Origin of the sequence: Streptomyces sp. NBC_01551, from assembly GCF_026339935.1 — a bacterium.
GTDB lineage: Bacteria > Actinomycetota > Actinomycetes > Streptomycetales > Streptomycetaceae > Streptomyces.
Genome location: NZ_JAPEPX010000001.1, coordinates 5,000,787 through 5,018,849, shown reverse-complemented (window position 1 = coordinate 5,018,849; position 18,063 = coordinate 5,000,787). Strand labels below are relative to the sequence as shown.

At 73.6% G+C, this 18,063-nt stretch carries 15 protein-coding genes; 5 read left to right on the top strand and 10 right to left on the bottom strand.

All coding sequences use genetic code 11. From position 1 onward, the window contains the following. Nucleotide 1: 1 nt before the first annotated feature. Entirely contained in the window at nucleotides 2-979 is a 978-nt protein-coding gene (locus OG982_RS22820; RefSeq protein ID WP_266783891.1) for a hypothetical protein, read from the top strand. On the opposite strand, the gene OG982_RS22815 is transcribed toward OG982_RS22820, so the two are convergent. The 3 genes from OG982_RS22815 to OG982_RS22805 all read right to left on the bottom strand — a co-directional run bounded on the left by OG982_RS22815 (nucleotide 948) and on the right by OG982_RS22805 (nucleotide 2,919). After that, nucleotides 948-1,256 (bottom strand): AzlD domain-containing protein, encoded by a 309-nt coding sequence (locus tag OG982_RS22815; protein ID WP_266783893.1) that lies wholly within the window; start codon nucleotides 1,254-1,256, stop codon nucleotides 948-950. The two genes, OG982_RS22820 and OG982_RS22815, sit on opposite strands and share 32 nt — an antisense overlap. Next, nucleotides 1,253-1,951, bottom strand: a complete 699-nt coding sequence (locus tag OG982_RS22810; protein WP_266783895.1) for an AzlC family ABC transporter permease — start codon at nucleotides 1,949-1,951, stop codon at nucleotides 1,253-1,255. The genes OG982_RS22815 and OG982_RS22810 overlap by 4 nt, the downstream gene beginning before the upstream one ends. A gap of 131 nt (nucleotides 1,952-2,082) precedes the next feature. Beyond that, on the bottom strand, nucleotides 2,083-2,919 hold the full coding sequence (locus OG982_RS22805; protein ID WP_266783897.1) for an AraC family transcriptional regulator: 837 nt from the start codon (nucleotides 2,917-2,919) through the stop codon (nucleotides 2,083-2,085). A gap of 80 nt (nucleotides 2,920-2,999) precedes the next feature. Here OG982_RS22805 and OG982_RS22800 point away from each other — a divergent pair, with 80 nt between their 5' ends. From OG982_RS22800 to OG982_RS22785, 4 genes are all read left to right on the top strand, one after another. Next, entirely contained in the window at nucleotides 3,000-7,589 is a 4,590-nt protein-coding gene (locus OG982_RS22800) for an ATP-dependent helicase (RefSeq protein WP_266783899.1), read from the top strand. A 187-nt stretch (nucleotides 7,590-7,776) separates the two neighbouring features. Continuing rightward, nucleotides 7,777-8,460 carry a hypothetical protein gene (locus OG982_RS22795; RefSeq protein ID WP_266783901.1) on the top strand — a complete coding sequence of 228 codons (684 nt, stop codon included), beginning with the start codon at nucleotides 7,777-7,779 and terminating at the stop codon, nucleotides 8,458-8,460. Nucleotides 8,461-8,664: 204 nt separating this feature from the next. Next, nucleotides 8,665-9,450: a DNA-formamidopyrimidine glycosylase family protein gene (locus OG982_RS22790; RefSeq protein WP_266783903.1), complete on the top strand. Its 786-nt coding sequence runs from the start codon at nucleotides 8,665-8,667 to the stop codon at nucleotides 9,448-9,450. A gap of 67 nt (nucleotides 9,451-9,517) precedes the next feature. Continuing rightward, entirely contained in the window at nucleotides 9,518-10,282 is a 765-nt protein-coding gene (locus tag OG982_RS22785) for an SDR family NAD(P)-dependent oxidoreductase (protein ID WP_266783905.1), read from the top strand. Here OG982_RS22785 and OG982_RS22780 read toward each other — a convergent pair. The 7 genes from OG982_RS22780 to OG982_RS22750 form a co-directional block, all read right to left on the bottom strand. Beyond that, entirely contained in the window at nucleotides 10,230-10,520 is a 291-nt protein-coding gene (locus OG982_RS22780; RefSeq protein WP_266783907.1) for a hypothetical protein, read from the bottom strand. The genes OG982_RS22785 and OG982_RS22780 overlap by 53 nt on opposite strands. 140 nt (nucleotides 10,521-10,660) lie before the next feature. Then, nucleotides 10,661-11,044 (bottom strand): helix-turn-helix domain-containing protein, encoded by a 384-nt coding sequence (locus OG982_RS22775; RefSeq protein WP_037791103.1) that lies wholly within the window; start codon nucleotides 11,042-11,044, stop codon nucleotides 10,661-10,663. 109 nt (nucleotides 11,045-11,153) lie between these two features. Then, entirely contained in the window at nucleotides 11,154-11,633 is a 480-nt protein-coding gene (locus tag OG982_RS22770) for a CinA family protein (protein WP_266791781.1), read from the bottom strand. Between the two features lie 86 nt (nucleotides 11,634-11,719). Beyond that, entirely contained in the window at nucleotides 11,720-12,376 is a 657-nt protein-coding gene (pgsA, locus tag OG982_RS22765) for a CDP-diacylglycerol--glycerol-3-phosphate 3-phosphatidyltransferase (RefSeq protein WP_266783911.1), read from the bottom strand. Then, nucleotides 12,373-13,887, bottom strand: coding sequence for a 30S ribosomal protein S12 methylthiotransferase RimO (rimO, locus tag OG982_RS22760; RefSeq protein ID WP_266783913.1), 1,515 nt, complete (start codon nucleotides 13,885-13,887; stop codon nucleotides 12,373-12,375). The genes pgsA and rimO overlap by 4 nt, the downstream gene beginning before the upstream one ends. A gap of 126 nt (nucleotides 13,888-14,013) precedes the next feature. Then, a complete protein-coding gene (locus OG982_RS22755; protein ID WP_266783915.1) occupies nucleotides 14,014-14,904 on the bottom strand; it encodes a helix-turn-helix domain-containing protein in 891 nt (296 codons plus the stop codon). 217 nt (nucleotides 14,905-15,121) lie between these two features. Continuing rightward, entirely contained in the window at nucleotides 15,122-17,950 is a 2,829-nt protein-coding gene (locus OG982_RS22750) for a DNA translocase FtsK (RefSeq protein WP_266949184.1), read from the bottom strand. Nucleotides 17,951-18,063 lie beyond the last annotated feature (113 nt).

Here is an 18,063-nt window from a genome sequence, read left to right as displayed (position 1 = left end):
CATGCCTGGAGACGAAGCTTCCGCGCTGAGCCGGCCGACCGACGACGGGGCCGTGCTGGCCCGCGCCGAGCGGTTCATCTGGCTCACGGCCCGTGTACTGGAGCAGCGACGGTTCGCGTTCCACTTCCTCGGCGGGGACGCCGACCCGGTGGACGCCGCCCTCGGCGCGTACCTGGGCGGCGACGGCGGGTACGGACACGCGCTCGATCCGGATCTGCGCGGTCCGCTGAGTCAGCCCCTGCACACGGCGCACGCCCTGCGGGTCCTGGACAGCCTCGGCCGCTGCGCCGGGCAGCGGATCGAGCGCCTCTGCCGTCACCTGACCCGGGTCTCCACCCCGGAAGGGGCGCTTCCGGTGGTCTTCCCGGCCCCGGCCGACTATCCGGCGGCCCCGTACCACCCGGTGCGGGACGACCCGCCGGGCGAGCTGCTGGCCACGGGCCCGGTCGTCGGGGTGCTGCACCGCAACCGGGTCTGGCACGCGTGGCTGTTCCGCGCCACGGAGTTCTGCTGGGAGCGGGTCGAGAACCTGCGCCACTCGCACCCGTACGAGATCCAGAGCGCGGTGGCCTTCCTCGACGGCGCCCCGGACCGGGCCCGGGCGGCGGAGGCCGCGGACCGGCTGGGGCGGCTGGTGCGCGAGCGGGGCCTCGCGGTGCTGGACCCGGGGCGGCGCGAGGAGTACCCGGTGTTCCCCGGGTACGCGCCGGGCGAGCAGCTGTTCCCGTACGACTTCGCGCGCCGGCCGGAGTCGCTGGCCCGGGGCTGGTTCACCGACGCGGAGATGTCCGGCGCGCTGGCGTTCCTGGCCGCCGAGCAGGCCCCGGACGGCGGCTGGCCGGTGCACCGGCGGGACTGGGCGCCGGGCAGCTCCCTGGAGCGGCGCCCGATCGCCACCCTGGAGTCGCTGCTGACCCTGCGGGCGTACGGCCGGCTGCCCGGCGGGGCTAACCGCCCAGCGCCCGTACCCCCGCGGTGACCACGACGGCGGCCGCGACCACGACGAGGAAGGGGGCCCGCAGCAGCAGCGCCACCCCGGCGGCGGCGAGGCCGGCGGCGCGGGCGTCGATCACGAGCGCGTCCCCGGTGCTGAAGGTCTGCTGGGCGGTGAGCGCGGCGAGCAGGGCCACCGGCAGCAGCGCGGCGAGCTTGCGCACCATCGGCCGCTCCAGGGCCCCGGCGGGCACGAGCAGCCCGGCGAGCTTGACGGCGTAGCAGCCGACGACGGTGATGCCGATGGCGATCCAGACGTTCACGAGCGGCGTCCCTTCATCCAGAGCACCACGGGGGCGGCGAGGGCGGCGACGAGCACGGGCACCCCGGCGGGCAGCACCGGCAGCAGGCCCAGCCCGAGGATCAGCGCGAGCGCGGCGACGGCCCGCTCGGTGGAGGTCTTCAGCATCGGCGCGAGCAGGGCGAGGAAGACGGCGGGGCCCGCGGCGTCGAGGCCCCAGGCGTTGGTGTCCCCGATGGCCTCGGCGCCGAGCGCACCGAGCAGGGTGGTGAGGTTCCACAGGACGTAGAGGGCCAGCCCGGTCACGGTGAAGCCGAGGCGGGCCGACTTCCGGTCGGGCTGGGCCAGGGCGACGGCGGTGGTCTCGTCGATGACCCAGTGCGCGGCGAGCGGCCGTACGGCCCGGGGCAGCGCGAGCAGCTGGGACAGCCGCAGCCCGTAGAAGGCGTTGCGGGTGCCGAGGAAGAAGGCCCCGGCGGCGGCCGTGAACGGGTTGCCGCCCGCGGCCAGCGCTCCCACCAGGGCGAACTGCGAGGCCCCGGTGAAGACGAGCAGGCTCAGCACGCAGGCCTGAAGGGTGCTGATGCCGGCCCCGGCGGCGGTCACCCCGAACGCGAATCCGGACAGCCCGACGGCCACCCCGACCCCGAGCGCGTCCCGTACGACGGCGGCGCGCGGCCGCCCGGCGACCCCCTCGGGGGTCTCCTGTATCACCATCTGATGTTCTCCCACCCCGCGAACGTACGCAGGACGGGGCGGTCGGGTCTTGTACGTTCTTGCGCGCGCGGCTCCCACGGCCGCCGCGGCTCGCGCGCGGCGGTCCCCGGTGCGGCGGGGCGGGCCGGAGCCTAACCGGCGCGCTCGCGCCGGTACGCACCCGGTGGCACCCCCACGATCCGGGTGAAGTGGCGGTTCAGGTGCGGCTGGTCGGTGAACCCGACGGCGACGGCCGCCTCCGCGGGCGGGGTCCCGGCGTCGAGCAGCCGGCGCGCCTGGCGGACCCGGGCGTCGGTGAGCCAGGTGTGCGGCGGCATCCCGTACCGCTCGCGGAAGGCCCGCAGCAGCGCGAACGGGCTCGTCCCGATCTCCGCCGCGAGCTGTTCCAGGGAGGGCGGGTCGCTCATCCGCCCCGCCAGGACGGCCCGGGCCCGTTCGGCGTCGGCGGCGCCCGCGCGGCGTACCGTACGGGCGGGCAGCGGGCCCGCGTGCCGGCTGAGCATCCGCGCCACCGCGCCGCGCAGCAGGGTGTCGGCGGCCAGCGCGTTGCCGGCCTCGGCGGCCCGGTGCACCTCGGTGATCACCTGGGAGGTCTGCGGGTCGGTGACCATGTCGGTGGTGAACCCGGGGGTCCCGCGCAGGGTGCCGATCTCGGCGGCGACCTCGGTGATCAGCGCCCGGGAGGGGTAGAGGGTGGCGTACGCCCAGCCTTCGGGCACCCCGGCGCGGGCGCTGTGGGGCACCTCCGGGTTGATCAGGACCACGCTGCCCGGGCCGGCCCGCAGGGTGCCGCCGGGCATGCCGATCTGCTCGATGCCGCCGGTGACGGCCGCGATGACGTAGCCGTCGTGCGCGTGGCGCGGGAAGGTGTGGCGTACGTAGTGGGCGCGCAGCAGGTCCAGCCCGGGCAGCTCCGCGTACTGCCAGTGGCGGGCCCACTCCGTCCGGCCGCCCTCGTCCGCTCCCATCCCCCCATTCTGCGCCCCGTCTCCAGGCCGTGTTCGCGCAGGTCCGACCCCCTGTCAGTGCCCGGGTGCACGATGGGGGCATGGCCACTGCCGCGCTCGATTCGTTCTCCCCCGCGACCCGCTCCTGGTTCACGGGGGCCTTCCGTACGCCCACCTCCGCCCAGGAGGGCGCCTGGCGGGCCATCGGGGAGGGCTCGGACGTGCTGGTCGTGGCGCCCACCGGCTCCGGGAAGACCCTGGCCGCCTTCCTCGCCGCCCTGGACCGGCTCGCCTCGGTCCCGCCGCCGGCCGATCCGAAGAAGCGCTGCCGGGTGCTGTACGTGTCGCCACTGAAGGCCCTCGCCGTCGATGTGGAGAGGAACCTGCGCAGCCCCCTGACCGGGATCCGCCAGGAGTCGGTGCGGCTGGGGCTGCCCGAGCCGGAGATCCGGGTCGGGATCCGGTCCGGTGACACCCCGCCCGCCGAGCGGCGGGCGCTGTCGACCCGGCCGCCGGACATCCTGATCACGACGCCCGAGTCGCTGTTCCTGATGCTGACCTCGGCCGCCCGCGAGGCGCTGGCCGGGATCGAGACGGTGATCCTGGACGAGGTGCACGCGGTCGCGGGGACGAAGCGCGGCGCGCACCTGGCGCTCTCCCTGGAGCGGCTGGACGAGCTGCTGCCGCGTCCGGCCCGCCGGATCGGCCTGTCGGCGACGGTCCGGCCGGTGGAGGAGGTGGCCCGCTACCTCGCGCCGCGCGGCCGGGTGGAGATCGTCCAGCCGCCGTCGGCGAAGGAGTTCGACCTGTCGGTGGTCGTCCCGGTCGAGGACATGGGCGAGTTGGGCGGCTCTCCCGCGACCGAGGGCCGCGAGGGCGGTGACAAGCCGTCGATCTGGCCGCACGTGGAGGAGCGGATCGCCGATCTGGTGCAGGCGCACCGCTCGACGATCGTGTTCGCCAACTCCAGGCGGCTGGCGGAGCGGCTGTGCAACCGGCTCAACGAGATCGCCTACGAGCGGGCGATGGGCGAGAAGCTGCCGCAGGGAGCTCCGCCGGCCGAGATCATGGCCCAGTCGGGCGCCGCGCGGGGCGCCCCGCCGCTGCTGGCCCGCGCGCACCACGGTTCGGTCTCCAAGGAGCAGCGGGCGCTGGTGGAGGAGGACCTGAAGGCGGGCCGGCTGCCCGCCGTGGTGGCGACCTCCAGCCTGGAGCTGGGCATCGACATGGGCGCCGTGGACCTGGTGGTGCAGGTGGAGTCGCCGCCGTCGGTGGCCTCCGGGCTCCAGCGCGTCGGCCGGGCGGGACACCAGGTCGGCGCGGTCTCCACGGGCGTGGTGTTCCCCAAGTACCGGGGCGATCTGGTGCAGGCGGCGGTGGTCACCGAGCGGATGCGCACCGGCTCGATCGAGTCCCTGCGCATCCCCTCCAACCCGCTGGACGTGCTGGCGCAGCAGTTGGTCGCGATGACGGCGATGGACACCTGGCAGCTGGACGACCTGCTGGCCCTGGTGCGGCGGGCGGCGCCCTTCGCGGCGCTGCCCGATTCGGCGTTCACGGCGGTGCTGGACATGCTGGCCGGCCGCTATCCGTCGGACGCTTTCGCGGAGCTCAGGCCGCGCGTGGTGTGGGACCGGGTGGCCGGTACGATCACCGGCCGGCCGGGCGCCCAGCGGCTCGCGGTGACCTCCGGCGGCACCATCCCCGACCGCGGGCTGTTCGGGGTGTTCCTGGCGGGCGCCGACCCGAAGAAGGGCGGCGGCCGGGTCGGCGAGCTCGACGAGGAGATGGTCTACGAGTCCCGCGTCGGGGACGTGTTCACCCTCGGCACCACCTCCTGGCGCATCGAGGACATCACGCGGGACCGGGTGCTGGTCTCCCCCGCGCCCGGGGTGCCGGGCCGGCTGCCGTTCTGGAAGGGCGACCAGCTGGGCCGTCCGCTCGAACTGGGCCGTGCGGTCGGCGCGTTCCTGCGCGAACTCGGGGGTCTCGGCGACGAGGACGCGCGGCTGCGGCTGCTGGCGGCCGGGCTGGACGCCTGGGCCGCGGAGAACGTGCTGGCCTACCTCGCGGAGCAGCGCGAGGCGTGCGGCCACGTCCCGGACGACCGGACCATCGTGGTCGAGCGGTTCCGTGACGAGCTGGGCGACTGGCGGGTCGTGGTCCACTCCCCCTTCGGCGCGCAGGTGCACGCCCCGTGGGCGCTGGCCCTCGGCGCCCGCCTCGCCGAGCGGTACGGGATGGACGCGCAGGTGATGCACGCCGACGACGGGATCGTGCTGCGCCTGCCGGACGCGGACCTGCTCTCCATGGACCTCCTCGACCACGACCCCGCGCCGGACCGGGCGTTCGAGTACGACGACGAGCAGGCCCCGCTGGGCGCGGCGGACGTCGCCTTCGACCAGGGCGAGATCAACCAGATCGTCACCGACCAGGTGGGCGGCTCCGCGCTGTTCGCGTCCCGGTTCCGCGAGTGCGCGGCCCGCGCCCTGCTGCTGCCGCGCCGCAGTCCGGGCAAGCGCACCCCGCTGTGGCAGCAGCGCCAGCGGGCCTCCCAACTGCTCCAGGTGGCGTCCGAGTTCGGTTCCTTCCCGATCGTGCTGGAGGCCGTACGGGAATGCCTCCAGGACGTCTTCGACGTGCCTGGGCTGACGGAGCTGATGGGCGATGTCGAGGCGCGCCGGGTCCGCCTGGTCGAGGTCACCACCGCCGAGCCGTCCCCCTTCGCCCGCTCGCTCCTGTTCGGGTACGTCGCCCAGTTCCTCTACGAGGGCGACTCGCCCCTCGCCGAGCGCAGGGCGGCCGCGCTGTCGCTGGACTCCCGGCTGCTGTCCGAGCTGCTCGGCCAGGCGGAGCTGCGCGAACTGCTGGACGCGGAGGTCCTGGAGGAGCTGGAGCGGGAGCTCCAGTGGCTGACGCAGGACCGCCGGGCCAAGGATCCCGAGTCGGTGGCCGATCTGCTGCGGCTGCTGGGCCCGTTGACGGACGCCGAGCTCACCGCGCGCGGGGCGGAGCCGGCTTGGGCCGTCGAGCTCTCCGCCGCCCGCCGGGCGATCGGCGTCCGGATCGGCGGCGTGGACCACTGGGCGGCGATCGAGGACGCCGGCCGGCTGCGCGACGCGCTGGGCACCGCCCTGCCGGTCGGGGTCCCGGAGGCGTTCACCGAGCCGGTCAAGGACCCGCTCGGCGATCTCCTGGCCCGCTACGCCCGCACGCACGGTCCGTTCACCACGGCCGTCGTGGCGGCCCGCTTCGGCCTGGGCGCGGCGGTCACCGAGGGCGCCCTGCACCGGCTGGCGGCGGCCGGCCGCGTGGTCCAGGGCGAGTTCCACCCGGCGGGCATCGGCCAGGAGTGGTGCGACGCGACGGTGCTGCGCCGGCTGCGGCGCCGCTCGCTGGCCGCGCTGCGGCAGGAGCTGGAGCCGGTACCGCCGACCTCCCTGGCGACGTTCCTGCCGCAGTGGCAGCACCTGGGCGGCGCCCTGCGCGGCATCGACGGGCTGGCCCGCGCCGTCGAGCAGCTCCAGGGGGCGCCGGTCCCGGCCTCGGCGCTGGAGCGCCTGATCCTCCCGTCCCGGGTCTCGGGGTACTCCCCGACGCTGCTGGACGAGCTCACCACCACCGGCGAGGTGGTCTGGGCCGGAGCGGGAGCCCTGCCGGGCAAGGACGGCTGGATCTCCCTCTACCTGGCGGAGGCGGCCCCCCTCCTGCTGCCGCCGCCGCACCCGTTGGAGCTGACCGAGCTCCACCAGACGGTCCTCGACACCCTCTCCGGCGGGTACGGCCTGTTCTTCCGCCAGCTCGCGGAGGCGGCCCGGGCCCGCCACCCCGAGACCACCGAACCGGAGCTGGCCTCGGCCGTCTGGGACCTGGCCTGGTCCGGCAGGCTGACGAACGACACGCTGGCTCCGCTGCGCTCGCTGCTCGGCTCCGGCCGTACGGCGGGCGCGACCGCCCACCGGGCCCGGCGCACCATCCCGCGCGGCCGGTACGGCACGCTCAGCGCCACGGTCTCCCGTACCGGCCCGCCCACGGTCACCGGGCGCTGGTCCCTGCTCCCGACCCACGCCCCGGATCCGACGCACCGGGCCCACGCCCTGGCCCGTACCCTCCTGGACCGGCACGGGGTGGTCACCCGGGGCGCGGTCGCCGCGGAGGGGGTGGAGGGCGGCTTCAGCGCGGTCTACCGCGTGCTGTCCGCCTTCGAGGACAGCGGCCAGGCCCGGCGCGGCTATGTCGTCGAGGGCCTGGGCGCGGCCCAGTTCGCGATGGACGGCGCGGTGGACCGGCTCCGGGCGGCCGAGCGCACTCCGCCCCCGCTGGCGGCCGTGGTCCTGGCGGCCGCCGACCCGGCGAACGCGTACGGCGCGGCCCTGCCCTGGCCGGAGCCCCCGACGGGTGCGACCCACAAGCCGGGCCGCAAGGCGGGTTCGCTGGTGGTCCTGGTCGACGGCGAGCTCACGCTCTACCTGGAGCGCGGCGGCAAGACCCTGCTCGCCTGGCCCCCGGCGGACGATCCGCGGCTCGCGGCGGCCACGGCGGCCCTGGCCGCGGCCTCCCGCGCGGGCACCGTCCCGGACCTCACGGTGGAGCGGGTCAACGCGGCGCCCGCGCTGACCTCGCCGCTGGGCCGAGCCCTGGAATCGGCGGGGTTCCACGCGACGCCCCGGGGACTGCGCATGCGTTCCTGACCCCAGGCTCCACTGTTCCACTTATGTCGCGCTTATGTACGGAGCACGTCACGAAAGGCCGCCCGGCCCCCTCCGGCCTGGCAGCGCCCCCCGGTTGTGGACTATCAAGATCCACGAAGGCATCGAATTGACGATGCACATTCATGACGATGCACATCATGGGGGGAAGAGAGTGAGCACCAACCGTATGAAGCGAACCACGCTCGGCGCCATCGGCCTGGCGGTCGCCGGAACCCTGTCCCTGACGGGCTGCAAGAACGGCAACGAGGAGGCGGGCCCGGTACAGAGCGGCTCCCCGGCCACGCAGCCGTCCCAGACCGCCCCGTCGGAGCAGCCCAGCGCCCCGGCCAGCCCGAGCACCGGCACGGGTGGCGGCGGCGAGGCTCCCGGCGGGGCGCCGGCCGGCGCGGCGAAGCCGGGCCAGACCTTCAAGATCGGCGAGAGCGCCACGGTCCCGTTCAAGTACGGCACCACCACCAACGGAACCATCGCCCTCACCGTCACCGCGGTGGAGCAGGGCCAGGCCGCCGACCTGGAGCCGCTCAAGCTCGGCGACAAGGTGAAGGGGATGGTCCCCTACTACATCCGCTACACCGTCAAGAACGTCGGCACGACGGACCTGGCGTACGCCTCGGTCGGCCACATCAAGGGCCTGCTCCCGGACGGCAGCGAGGCGCAGGGCGTGTCGGTCATCGGCAAGTTCGAGAAGTGCAAGGACGACTCGCTCCCGAAGGGCTTCACGGGCGGCAAGACGCAGACCAACTGCGCGATAGCCCTGGCCCCGTCGGCGGAGACGAAGGTCGTCGGCGCCGAGTACTGGGGCGACCCGTACAACAACCTGAACGACAGCAAGCCCCTGTACTGGAAGTAGTCGGCGGGCCGACCGGCCTCCGCGACTCCCGATCACCGAGCCCCTGCGACGGCACCCCGCCGCAGGGGCTCGCCCCGTGTCCCGCCCCGCGGCCACCCGCCCCGCCACGACCCCCGTCACCACCTGCCCCGCCACCACTCGCCCCGCCACCGCTCGCATCGCCACCACCCGCCCCGCCACCGCCCCGCCCGTCACAATGGGGTCATGCCCGAAGGTGACAGCATCTGGCGCCTGGCCGCCCGCCTGCACGCCACGTTCGCGGGCCGGGAACTGGTGCGCAGCGACCTGCGCGTCCCCCGGCTCGCCACCGTCGACCTCACCGGCCGCACCACCCTCGACGTCACCCCCCGGGGCAAACACCTCCTCACCCGCCTCGAAGGCGGCCTCACCCTGCACAGCCACCTCCGGATGGACGGCGCCTGGCGGATCTTCGCCGCCGGGGAGAAGTGGCGCGGCGGCCCCGCCCACGAGATCCGCGCCATCCTGGGCACCGCCACCGACACCGCCGTCGGCTACCGCCTCCCGGTCCTCGAACTGCTGCGCACCTGCGACGAGGAGCGCGTGGTCGGCCACCTCGGTCCCGACCTGCTCGGCCCGGACTGGGACCCCGCCAAGGCCGCCGCCAATCTGCTGGCCGCCCCACAGCGCCCCCTCGGCGAGGCCCTCCTGGACCAGCGCAACCTGGCCGGGATCGGCAACATCTACAAGTCCGAGCTCTGCTTCCTGGCACAGGTCACCCCCTGGAGCCCCGTCGGCGCGCTCCCAGAGGCCGACATCCCCCGGCTGGCCGCGGCCGCCCAGCGGCTGCTCGCCGCCAACAAGGACCGCCGTCGCAACACCACCGGCAGCCGCCGCCCCGGCCAGGACCTGTTCGTCTACGGCCGCGCCCACCGGCCCTGCCTGCGCTGCGGCACCCCGGTCCGCGAGGCCCAGCAGGACGACCGCCCCTCGTACTGGTGCCCCCGCTGCCAGAGAGGTCCCACGCCGTAACCCCGGCCTCGCGACAGTTCCCGCCCACCAGTTGACGCTCCGTCAGATCCGGTCGTACCGTCCCCGCATGCCCATACCCGCGTACGACCTCACCGGCCGCACCGCCCTGGTCACCGGCGCCGCCAGCGGCATCGGCCGCGCCACCGCCCTGCTCCTCGCCGAGGCGGGCGCGACCGTGCACTGCGCGGACCGCGACGAACGGGGCCTCACCGAGACGGCGGCCCTCATCGCCAAAGCGGGCGGCGCCGCCGCCGTCCACCCCCTCGACGTCACCGACCGCACCGCGATCCGCGCCGCCGTCGCGGCCGCCGGCCCCCTCGACATCACCGCCGCCATCGCCGGCGTCATGCACACCAGCACCGTCCTGGAGACCACCGACGAGGACCTCGACCGGGTGCTGGACATCAACTTCAAGGGGGTCCTGCGCACCTGCCAGGAGGCGGCCCGCGCCATGATCTCCGCCGGCCGTCCGGGGTCGATCGTCACGATGGCCTCCGGCGCCGTGGACGCCGCCCAGCCGGGCCTGCTCTGCTACAGCGCCGCCAAGGCCGCCGTGGTCCAGCTGACGAAGACCCTGGCCACCGAGACCGGCCCGCACGGCATCCGCGTCAACGCCGTCGCGCCGGGCTGGATCCGCACGCCGATGACCGGCCGCCACTCCCCCGAGGTCCAGGAGCAGACCGAGGCCGCGATGGTCCGGATGTCCCCGCTGCGCCGCGTCGGCGAGCCCGAGGACATCGCGCAGGCCGTGCTCTACCTGGCCTCGGACGCCTCGTCCTTCATGACCGGACAGATTCTTCGCCCGAACGGTGGAGTGTCGATGCCCTGGTAGTCGCCGCCGCCGCGGCTTCCGCGTCGGCGGTGTCCGCCCGCCGCGCCCTGCGCCGTACGGGACCGGGCGCGCAGTGCACCGGCAGCAGGCCCAGCCCCCAGCCGCCCACGGCCACCGCGCCCTCCACGGGCCCGGCGTCCGCCGGCGCGAACGCCAGCCGCAGCACGGCCCACCACCACAGCGCGCCCACCGCCAGCGCGAGAGCCGACACCGGACGTATGCGCAGGAACCGCCGCACGGCCGCCTCCCAGGACCGGGGACCCGGACGGCCCCATCCTCCCGCACCCCTTGCGCGCCCGCACCCCAAACAGCCGGGAGCCCCGGCCGGTGCATCGCACCGACCGGGGCTCCGGCCACACCTGGGGCGCACTCACACGCTCACGCGGCTACGACATTCACCGCTTCCACGGGCGCCTTGATGGTCACCCGTTCCGGCGGGCCACCCGTGACCGAGGTCACGGAGACCGAATTGAGCATCGGGCGTACCGGTGCCGGCACCGGTTCGCTCGCCGCGGCCGACTGTGCCAGCTCGGCCAGCGACAGCTCGTCGCTGACTTCTCGCATCAGCTCGGACATCCGTACGTCCAACGCGTCGCAGATCGCGGAGAGCAGCTCGGAGGATGCCTCCTTCTGCCCCCGCTCCACCTCGGAGAGATAGCCGAGCGAAACTCGGGCGGACGAGGAGACTTCGCGCAGAGTACGGCCCTGGCGCTGGCGCTGCCGACGCAGCACGTCACCCAGCAGGCGACGGAGCAGAATCATCGGTGGCTCCCTCCTCTGACCGTGTAGCCGTAACCTTCACGCCCCACCGTACCGCCTCGCGCCGCGGCCGTGCGGGGAGCGATGTCGTGTTCACTCAGGGCTGCAAACATCAAATCCCCCCGTTCTGTTCCGTATCCTGCCCCCGCAGATTCTCGCGGAGTTCGCTCGAGAGGAGTTCGAGCACTGTCCGTGCACTCTCCCTACGGATTTCCCCACGGGAGCCGTTCAACCGCAGACGGGACGATTTCCTGCCCGCCGGACCGGCGACGGCGATGAAAACCGTGCCCACCGGCTGCCCGTCCTGCGGGTCCGGACCGGCCACTCCGGTGGTGGCGATCCCCCACGAGGCCCCCAGTACGCGCCGCACCCCGGCCGCCATCTCCTCGGCGACCTGCGCGTTCACCGCACCGTGTGCCGCCAGCAGCTCCGCGTCCACCCCGAGGACCCGGTGCTTCAGCTCGGTCGCGTACGCCGTGACCGAGCCGCGGAAGGAGCGGGAGGCCCCGGGCACCTCCGTGAGTTGGGCGGCCACCAGACCGCCGGTCAGCGACTCCGCGACCGCGACCGTCTGGTCACTCTCCGCGAGCATCCGCAGTACGTCCCCGGCCACCCCAGCGGCACCAGTCACCGCGACACCAGCGGTTTCGCTGTCCGGCGAATCCCCCGCCCCGCGCGTCACGCCGCCGCCCGCTCCGCTTCAATGCCCTTGCGGCGCAGCACGACGGCCTGCCGGATGTAGTCCAACCCGGTGACCACGGTCAGCACGACGGCGACCGCCATCACCCAGAAGCGCATGGTCGCCAGCGCCCCGGTCAGGGCGAGGACGTACATGCCCACCGCCGTGCCCTGGGCCAGGGTCTTCATCTTGCCGCCCCGGCTGGCCGGAATCACCCCGTACCGGATGACCCAGAAACGCAGCAGAGTGATCCCGAGTTCCCGTCCGAGGATCACCCCGGTGACCCACCAGGGCAGATCGCCGAGCCAGGAGAGAACGACCAAAGCCGACCCCATGATCGCCTTGTCGGCGATGGGGTCGGCGATCTTCCCGAAGTCCGTGACCAGGTTGTACGTGCGGGCGAGGTGCCCGTCGAAGATGTCCGTGATCATGGCGACGGCGAAAGCCGCCCACGCCCACGCCCGCCAGACGGGGTCATAGCCCCCGTTGGCGAGCAGCAGCAGGACGAATCCCGGCACGAGCACGAGCCGGACCATCGTCAGGATGTTGGCGATGTTCCACAGGCTGGCCTGATTGACGGCCGCGGCCCCGAGCTTCGCGCCGGGCACGGGCCGGCGGCCGGTCCCGCCCGCCGCAGATGCCGGGACTCCGGTCATCCGGCCGCCTCCTCAAGATCCATGCCCAGGGGCTCGGCCACCAGGTCCACACCGAGGGTGCCGACCACCTTCGCCGTGACGATACGCCCCGGAACCAGGCCCGTGCCGTCGGTGAAGACGACCTGACCGTCGGTCTCGGGGGCCTGGTGGGCGGCGCGCCCGTAGGCGCCCTCGCCGTCCTCGTCCACCGACTCCACGGACTCGACGAGCACCTCCAGGGTCTCCCCGATCCGCTCCTCCGCGCGCTGCGAGGTGAGCTCCTCGGCGAGGCGCTGCATGTGCGCGAGGCGCTCGGCGATGGTGTCCTCGTCCAGCTTGTTCTCGTACGTGACGGCCTCGGTGCCGTCCTCGTCCGAGTAGCCGAAGACGCCGATCGCGTCGAGCCGCGCGTGGGTGAGGAAGCGCTCCAGCTCCTTGAAGTCCGACTCCGTCTCGCCGGGGAAGCCGACGATGAAGTTGGACCGGACACCGGCCTGCGGGGCCTTGGAGCGGATGGTGTCCAGCAGCTCCAGGAAGCGGTCGGTGTCACCGAAGCGGCGCATGGAGCGCAGCACGTCGGGGGCCGAGTGCTGGAAGGACAGGTCGAAGTACGGCACGACCTTGGGGGTCGAGGTGAGTACGTCGATCAGGCCGGGCCGCATCTCTGCGGGCTGGAGGTAGCTGACGCGGACGCGCTCGATGCCCTCCACCTCGGCCAGCTCCGGCAGCAGGGTCTCCAGCAGGCGGATGTCGCCCAGGTCCTTGCCGTACGAGGTGTTGTTCTCGGAGACCAGCATGATCTCCTTGACGCCCTGCTCGGCGAGCCAGCGCGTCTCGCCCAGCACGTCGCTGGGGCGGCGCGAGATGAAGGAGCCGCGGAAGGACGGGATGGCGCAGAAGGAGCAGCGCCGGTCGCAGCCGGAGGCCAGCTTGACCGAGGCCACCGGGCTCTTGTCCAGGCGGCGGCGCAGCGGCGCGCGCGGCCCGGAAGCGGGCGCGACGCCCTCGGGCAGGTCCGCGGGGGCGGCCTCGGCCGCCGCCGCGGTCGACTCGGCGGACACACCCTGCGCGTGGCCGGGCAGGGCCACCTCGGCGTCCTGGCGGGCCGCCGGGCTGATCGGCAGCAGCTTGCGCCGGTCGCGCGGGGTGTGGGAGGCGTGGATGCCGCCGTTCAGGATGGTCTGGAGGCGGTCGGAGATGTCGGCGTAGTCGTCGAAGCCGAGCACGCCGTCGGCTTCGGGAAGCGCCTCGGCGAGCTCCTTGCCGTAGCGCTCGGCCATGCAGCCGACGGCGACGACGGCCTGGGTCTTGCCGTGATCCTTGAGATCGTTGGCTTCCAGGAGGGCGTCTACGGAGTCCTTTTTGGCGGCTTCGACGAAGCCACAGGTGTTGACGACGGCTACGTCCGCGTCGGCGGCGTCCTCGACGAGCTCCCAGCCATCCGCCGCCAAGCGGCCTGCGAGCTCCTCCGAGTCCACCTCGTTACGGGCGCAGCCAAGAGTGACAAGGGCGACGGTACGGCGTTCGGGCATGGACTCAAGACTACTTCGTCCCGGCGCGGGCCCCCGCCGCACGTCCGGGTACAGCAGGATCCCCGGGGCGCGGCGCTGTGCCCCGGGGATCCGGAATTGCCTGTTCAGCAGGTGGCCGGGGCGGGGTCAGCCCGCCTGGGCCTGGCCCTGACGCGGATCGTCCTTGGTGTATGTGAGGCGTTCCACCTGGCCCGGCTGGAAATCGTCCTTGATCTCCTTGCCGTTCACGAACAGGTTGACGGCGCCCGCGTCACCGAGGACGAGGTCGATGGATTCCTTGTCGGTGAAGGTCTTCGACTCACCCACCTGGAGGGTCCCGTCGAACAGCAGTCGGCCGCTGTGGTCCTTCGCGGAGATCCAGCTGTCGCCGTCGTTGGCCGTCAGGACGACCGTGACGAGGTCCTTGGGCGCGGCGGCGATGGCGCTGTCCGAGGGCTCCGGCTTGGGCGCCTGCGGGGTCTGGGGCTGGGCGGCGGGCTTCCCGGCGGGCTGCTTGGGGGCGGGCTTGGGGGAGGCGGATCCGTCCGCCACCGGCCGCTTGGCGGTGTCGCCGTCGTTGAAGGCGGTGAAGCCGACGAAGCCGATCACGGCGACGATGGCGGCGACCATGGCCGCGGTCCAGTTGGGCCGCTGCCGTTCGGGGCGGATGCGCTCGGCTTCGAACCTCGGCGCGGCGGGCGTGGGGGCCGGCCGGCCGCCGTGGGCCGCGTCGTAGCTGTCGATCAGGGGGGTCGGATCGAGGTTGACGGCGCGGGCGAGCGTTCGGATGTGACCGCGGGCGTAGACGTCGCCGCCGCACCGCGTGAAGTCGTCCTCTTCGATCGCGTGCACGATCGGGATGCGCACGCGGGTGGTGGAGCTGACCTCGTCGACGGTGAGCCCGGCGGCGATGCGGGCCTTCTTGAGGGCCGCCCCGATGGACGGGCCTTCGACGGAGCGTTCGACGAGCCGGTCCTCGGACCGGTCGTCGGTCGAAGGCTGCTCTTCTTCGGGGGAGTTGGCGTTGCCGATGGACACGAGGGCGCCTTTCGAGCGTGTAGCCACCTGCTGGATGTCCAGTCTAGGGGGGTGACGAAAGGGTGGAGCAACCGGAGGGTGGACTTCCTACGCCATTCGAATGGCAATCCGAACAGTGCGGGAAGTCCGGGCGCTGCGGCGGCCCGGCACCGGGCACGGTGCCGCCACCTCCCTCAACTTGACGCGGACCCAAGGGAAACGGTTGCCCGCCCACGAATTACGGTTGGGTCTCTCCCCGGATGACCGCCAGCACCGCGTCCAGCTCGTCGGGCTTCACCAGGACGTCGCGCGCCTTCGAACCCTCGCTCGGGCCGACGATGGAGCGCGATTCCATCAGGTCCATGAGCCGGCCGGCCTTGGCGAAGCCCACGCGCAGCTTGCGCTGGAGCATCGAGGTGGAGCCGAACTGGGTGGTGACCACCAGCTCCGCCGCCTGGCACAGCAGGTCCAGGTCGTCGCCGATCTCCTCGTCGATCTCCTTGGTCTGCTTCTGCCCGACGGTGACGTCGTCCCGGAAGACGGGCGCCATCTGGTCCTTGCAGTGCTGGACGATCCCGGCGATCTCGTCCTCGGTGACGAACGCGCCCTGCAGGCGGACCGGCTTGTTCGCGCCCATCGGCAGGAACAGTCCGTCACCCTTTCCGATGAGCTTCTCGGCGCCGGGCTGGTCGAGGATGACCCGGCTGTCGGCGAGCGAGGAGGTGGCGAACGCGAGCCGCGAGGGGACGTTCGCCTTGATCAGGCCGGTGACGACGTCCACCGACGGCCGCTGGGTGGCGAGCACCAGGTGGATGCCGGCCGCGCGGGCCAGCTGGGTGATGCGGACGATCGAGTCCTCCACGTCGCGCGGCGCCACCATCATCAGGTCCGCGAGCTCGTCGACGATCACCAGCAGGTACGGGTACGGGCTCAGCTCCCGCTCGCTGCCCGGCGGCAGTTTGATCTTGCCGTCCCGGATCGCCCGGTTGAAGTCGTCGATGTGCCGGTAGCCGAAGGCGGCCAGGTCGTCGTAGCGCAGGTCCATCTCGCGCACGACCCACTGGAGCGCCTCGGCGGCCCGCTTGGGGTTGGTGATGATCGGCGTGATCAGGTGCGGGATGCCCTCGTACGCGGTCAGCTCGACGCGCTTGGGGTCCACGAGCACCATCCGGACGTCCTCCGGGGTGGCCCGCACCATGACCGAGGTGATCAGGCAGTTGATGCAGGAGGACTTGCCGGAGCCGGTGGCGCCGGCGACCAGCACGTGCGGCATCTTCGCGAGGTTGGCCATGACGTAGCCGCCCTCGACGTCCTTGCCGAGCGCGACCAGCATCGGGTGGTCGTCCTCGGCGGCGTCCGCCAGCCTGAGCACGTCCCCCAGGTTGACCATCTCGCGGTCGGTGTTCGGGATCTCGATGCCGACCGCCGACTTGCCCGGGATCGGGCTGATGATCCGGACGTCCGGGGAGGCCACGGCGTAGGCGATGTTCTTCGCCAGTGCCGTGATCCGCTCGACCTTGACCGCCGCGCCGAGGGTGACCTCGTAGCGGGTGACCGTCGGGCCCCGGGTGAAGCCGGTGACCTGCGCGTCGACCTTGAACTCGGTGAACACGTTGGTCAGCGAGGCCACGACCGCGTCGTTGGCGGCGCTGCGGGTCTTGCCGGGTCCGCCGCGCTCCAGCAGGTCCAGCGAGGGCAGGGCGTACGTGATGTCCCCGCGCAGCTGCAACTGCTCGGCGCGCGGCGGCAGGGCCTGGGTCTGCGGCGGGGCCTTGGTCAGGTCCGGCACGGCCAGCGTCCCGGAGGCCGCGGCGGTGCTGTCGTGGGGCGCCGCCGCGCCCTCGGCGGCCGGGGAAGCCTGCGGGGCCGGGGCCGGGGCCCGGGCCGGCCCCGGGGCCGGGGCCGCAGACGCCGGCCCGGGCTTGGCCTCGCGCGCCGGCGGCACCGGAGCGGTGAACTCCGCGCCCTCGCGCTCGACGGAGATCCCCTGGGTGAGGTCGGCGACCAGCGCCGAGGGCGGCATTCCTCCGTACACGGCCCCGTCCAGTGCGGCGGCGGCCGCGGCGGCGACGTCCACGGCGTCCATCTCCCGGCCCATCGCGGGCCCGCCGGCGCTCCGGCGCGGGCGCCGGCGCCGGGCCAGCGCCTCCTCCTCGGCGGCGTCGGCGTTGTCGGCGGGGTCGTCCTGGTCCCCGGACCGGGCCCGCCACTGCTCGGGGTCGTGCCGGTCGCGCCGGCCCCGACTCTCGCCCGCCGCCTCCTGCTCGTCGTACTCGTTCGGCGCGATGATCCCCAGCCGGATCCCCAGCGCCCGCAGCCGCTGCGGGATCGCGTTGACCGGGGTGGCGGTGACGACGAGCAGGCCGAAGATCGTCAGCAGCACCAGCATCGGCACGGCCAGCGGCGCACCCATGGTGAAGATCAGCGGCTTCGAGGCGCCCCAGCCGATGAGCCCGCCCGCGTTCTGCATCGCGGTCGTGCCCTCGTCCCGGCCGGGCGCCCCGCAGGCGATGTGGACGAGCCCGAGGACGCCGATGACGAACGCGGACAGGCCGATGCCGATGCGCCCGTTGGCGTCGGTCTGCTCGGGGTGGCGGATGAAACGTGCCGCCATGACGCCGAGCAGGATCGGCACGAGCAGATCCAGTCGTCCGAAGGCGCCGGTGACCAGCATCGTGACCAGATCGCCCACGGGACCGCGCAGGTTCGACCAGGTTCCGGCGGCGACGATCAGGGCGAGCGCGAGCAGCAGCAGCGCGACGCCGTCCTTGCGGTGGGCGGGGTCCAGGTTCTTCGCCCCCTTCCCGATGCCGCGCAGCACCGCTCCGACCGCGTGCGCGAGCCCGAGCCAGCACGCCCGTACCAGCCGTACGACTCCCCCGGTCGGCGACGGCGCGGGCTGGGCCGCGACCTTCTTGGCCGGGGCGCGCTTGGCGGCCGCGGTCTTCTTCGCGGGAGCCTTGCGCGCGGGAGCCGCCTTCTTCGCCGGCGCCGTCGTACGGCCGGTGCGGCCCTTCGCGGTACCCGCGGTGCTCTGGGAACCCTTGCCGGACGTACTTGAGGCCATGCGCCCGAGATTACCGGTGTCCACGCCGGTGGACACGCGTGCCCACCCCTTCACCCGTTCGTGTCGCCGCACCGGTGGCCTCTTTGACGGACCGCCAGACCGGGCGCCCTCGC

What these genes read in the sequence shown, in the direction of transcription:
- OG982_RS22750 (WP_266949184.1), bottom strand. Translation starts at nt 17,950, where the DNA reads ATGGCCTCAAGTACGTCCGGCAAGGGTTCCCAGAGCACCGCGGGTACC.
- OG982_RS22800 (WP_266783899.1), top strand. Translation starts at nt 3,000, where the DNA reads ATGGCCACTGCCGCGCTCGATTCGTTCTCCCCCGCGACCCGCTCCTGG.
- pgsA (WP_266783911.1), bottom strand. Translation starts at nt 12,376, where the DNA reads ATGACCGGAGTCCCGGCATCTGCGGCGGGCGGGACCGGCCGCCGGCCC.
- OG982_RS22795 (WP_266783901.1), top strand. Translation starts at nt 7,777, where the DNA reads ATGAAGCGAACCACGCTCGGCGCCATCGGCCTGGCGGTCGCCGGAACC.
- OG982_RS22810 (WP_266783895.1), bottom strand. Translation starts at nt 1,951, where the DNA reads ATGGTGATACAGGAGACCCCCGAGGGGGTCGCCGGGCGGCCGCGCGCC.
- OG982_RS22785 (WP_266783905.1), top strand. Translation starts at nt 9,518, where the DNA reads ATGCCCATACCCGCGTACGACCTCACCGGCCGCACCGCCCTGGTCACC.
- OG982_RS22775 (WP_037791103.1), bottom strand. Translation starts at nt 11,044, where the DNA reads ATGATTCTGCTCCGTCGCCTGCTGGGTGACGTGCTGCGTCGGCAGCGC.
- OG982_RS22805 (WP_266783897.1), bottom strand. Translation starts at nt 2,919, where the DNA reads ATGGGAGCGGACGAGGGCGGCCGGACGGAGTGGGCCCGCCACTGGCAG.
- OG982_RS22820 (WP_266783891.1), top strand. Translation starts at nt 2, where the DNA reads ATGCCTGGAGACGAAGCTTCCGCGCTGAGCCGGCCGACCGACGACGGG.
- OG982_RS22770 (WP_266791781.1), bottom strand. Translation starts at nt 11,633, where the DNA reads ATGCTCGCGGAGAGTGACCAGACGGTCGCGGTCGCGGAGTCGCTGACC.
- OG982_RS22790 (WP_266783903.1), top strand. Translation starts at nt 8,665, where the DNA reads ATGCCCGAAGGTGACAGCATCTGGCGCCTGGCCGCCCGCCTGCACGCC.
- rimO (WP_266783913.1), bottom strand. Translation starts at nt 13,887, where the DNA reads ATGCCCGAACGCCGTACCGTCGCCCTTGTCACTCTTGGCTGCGCCCGT.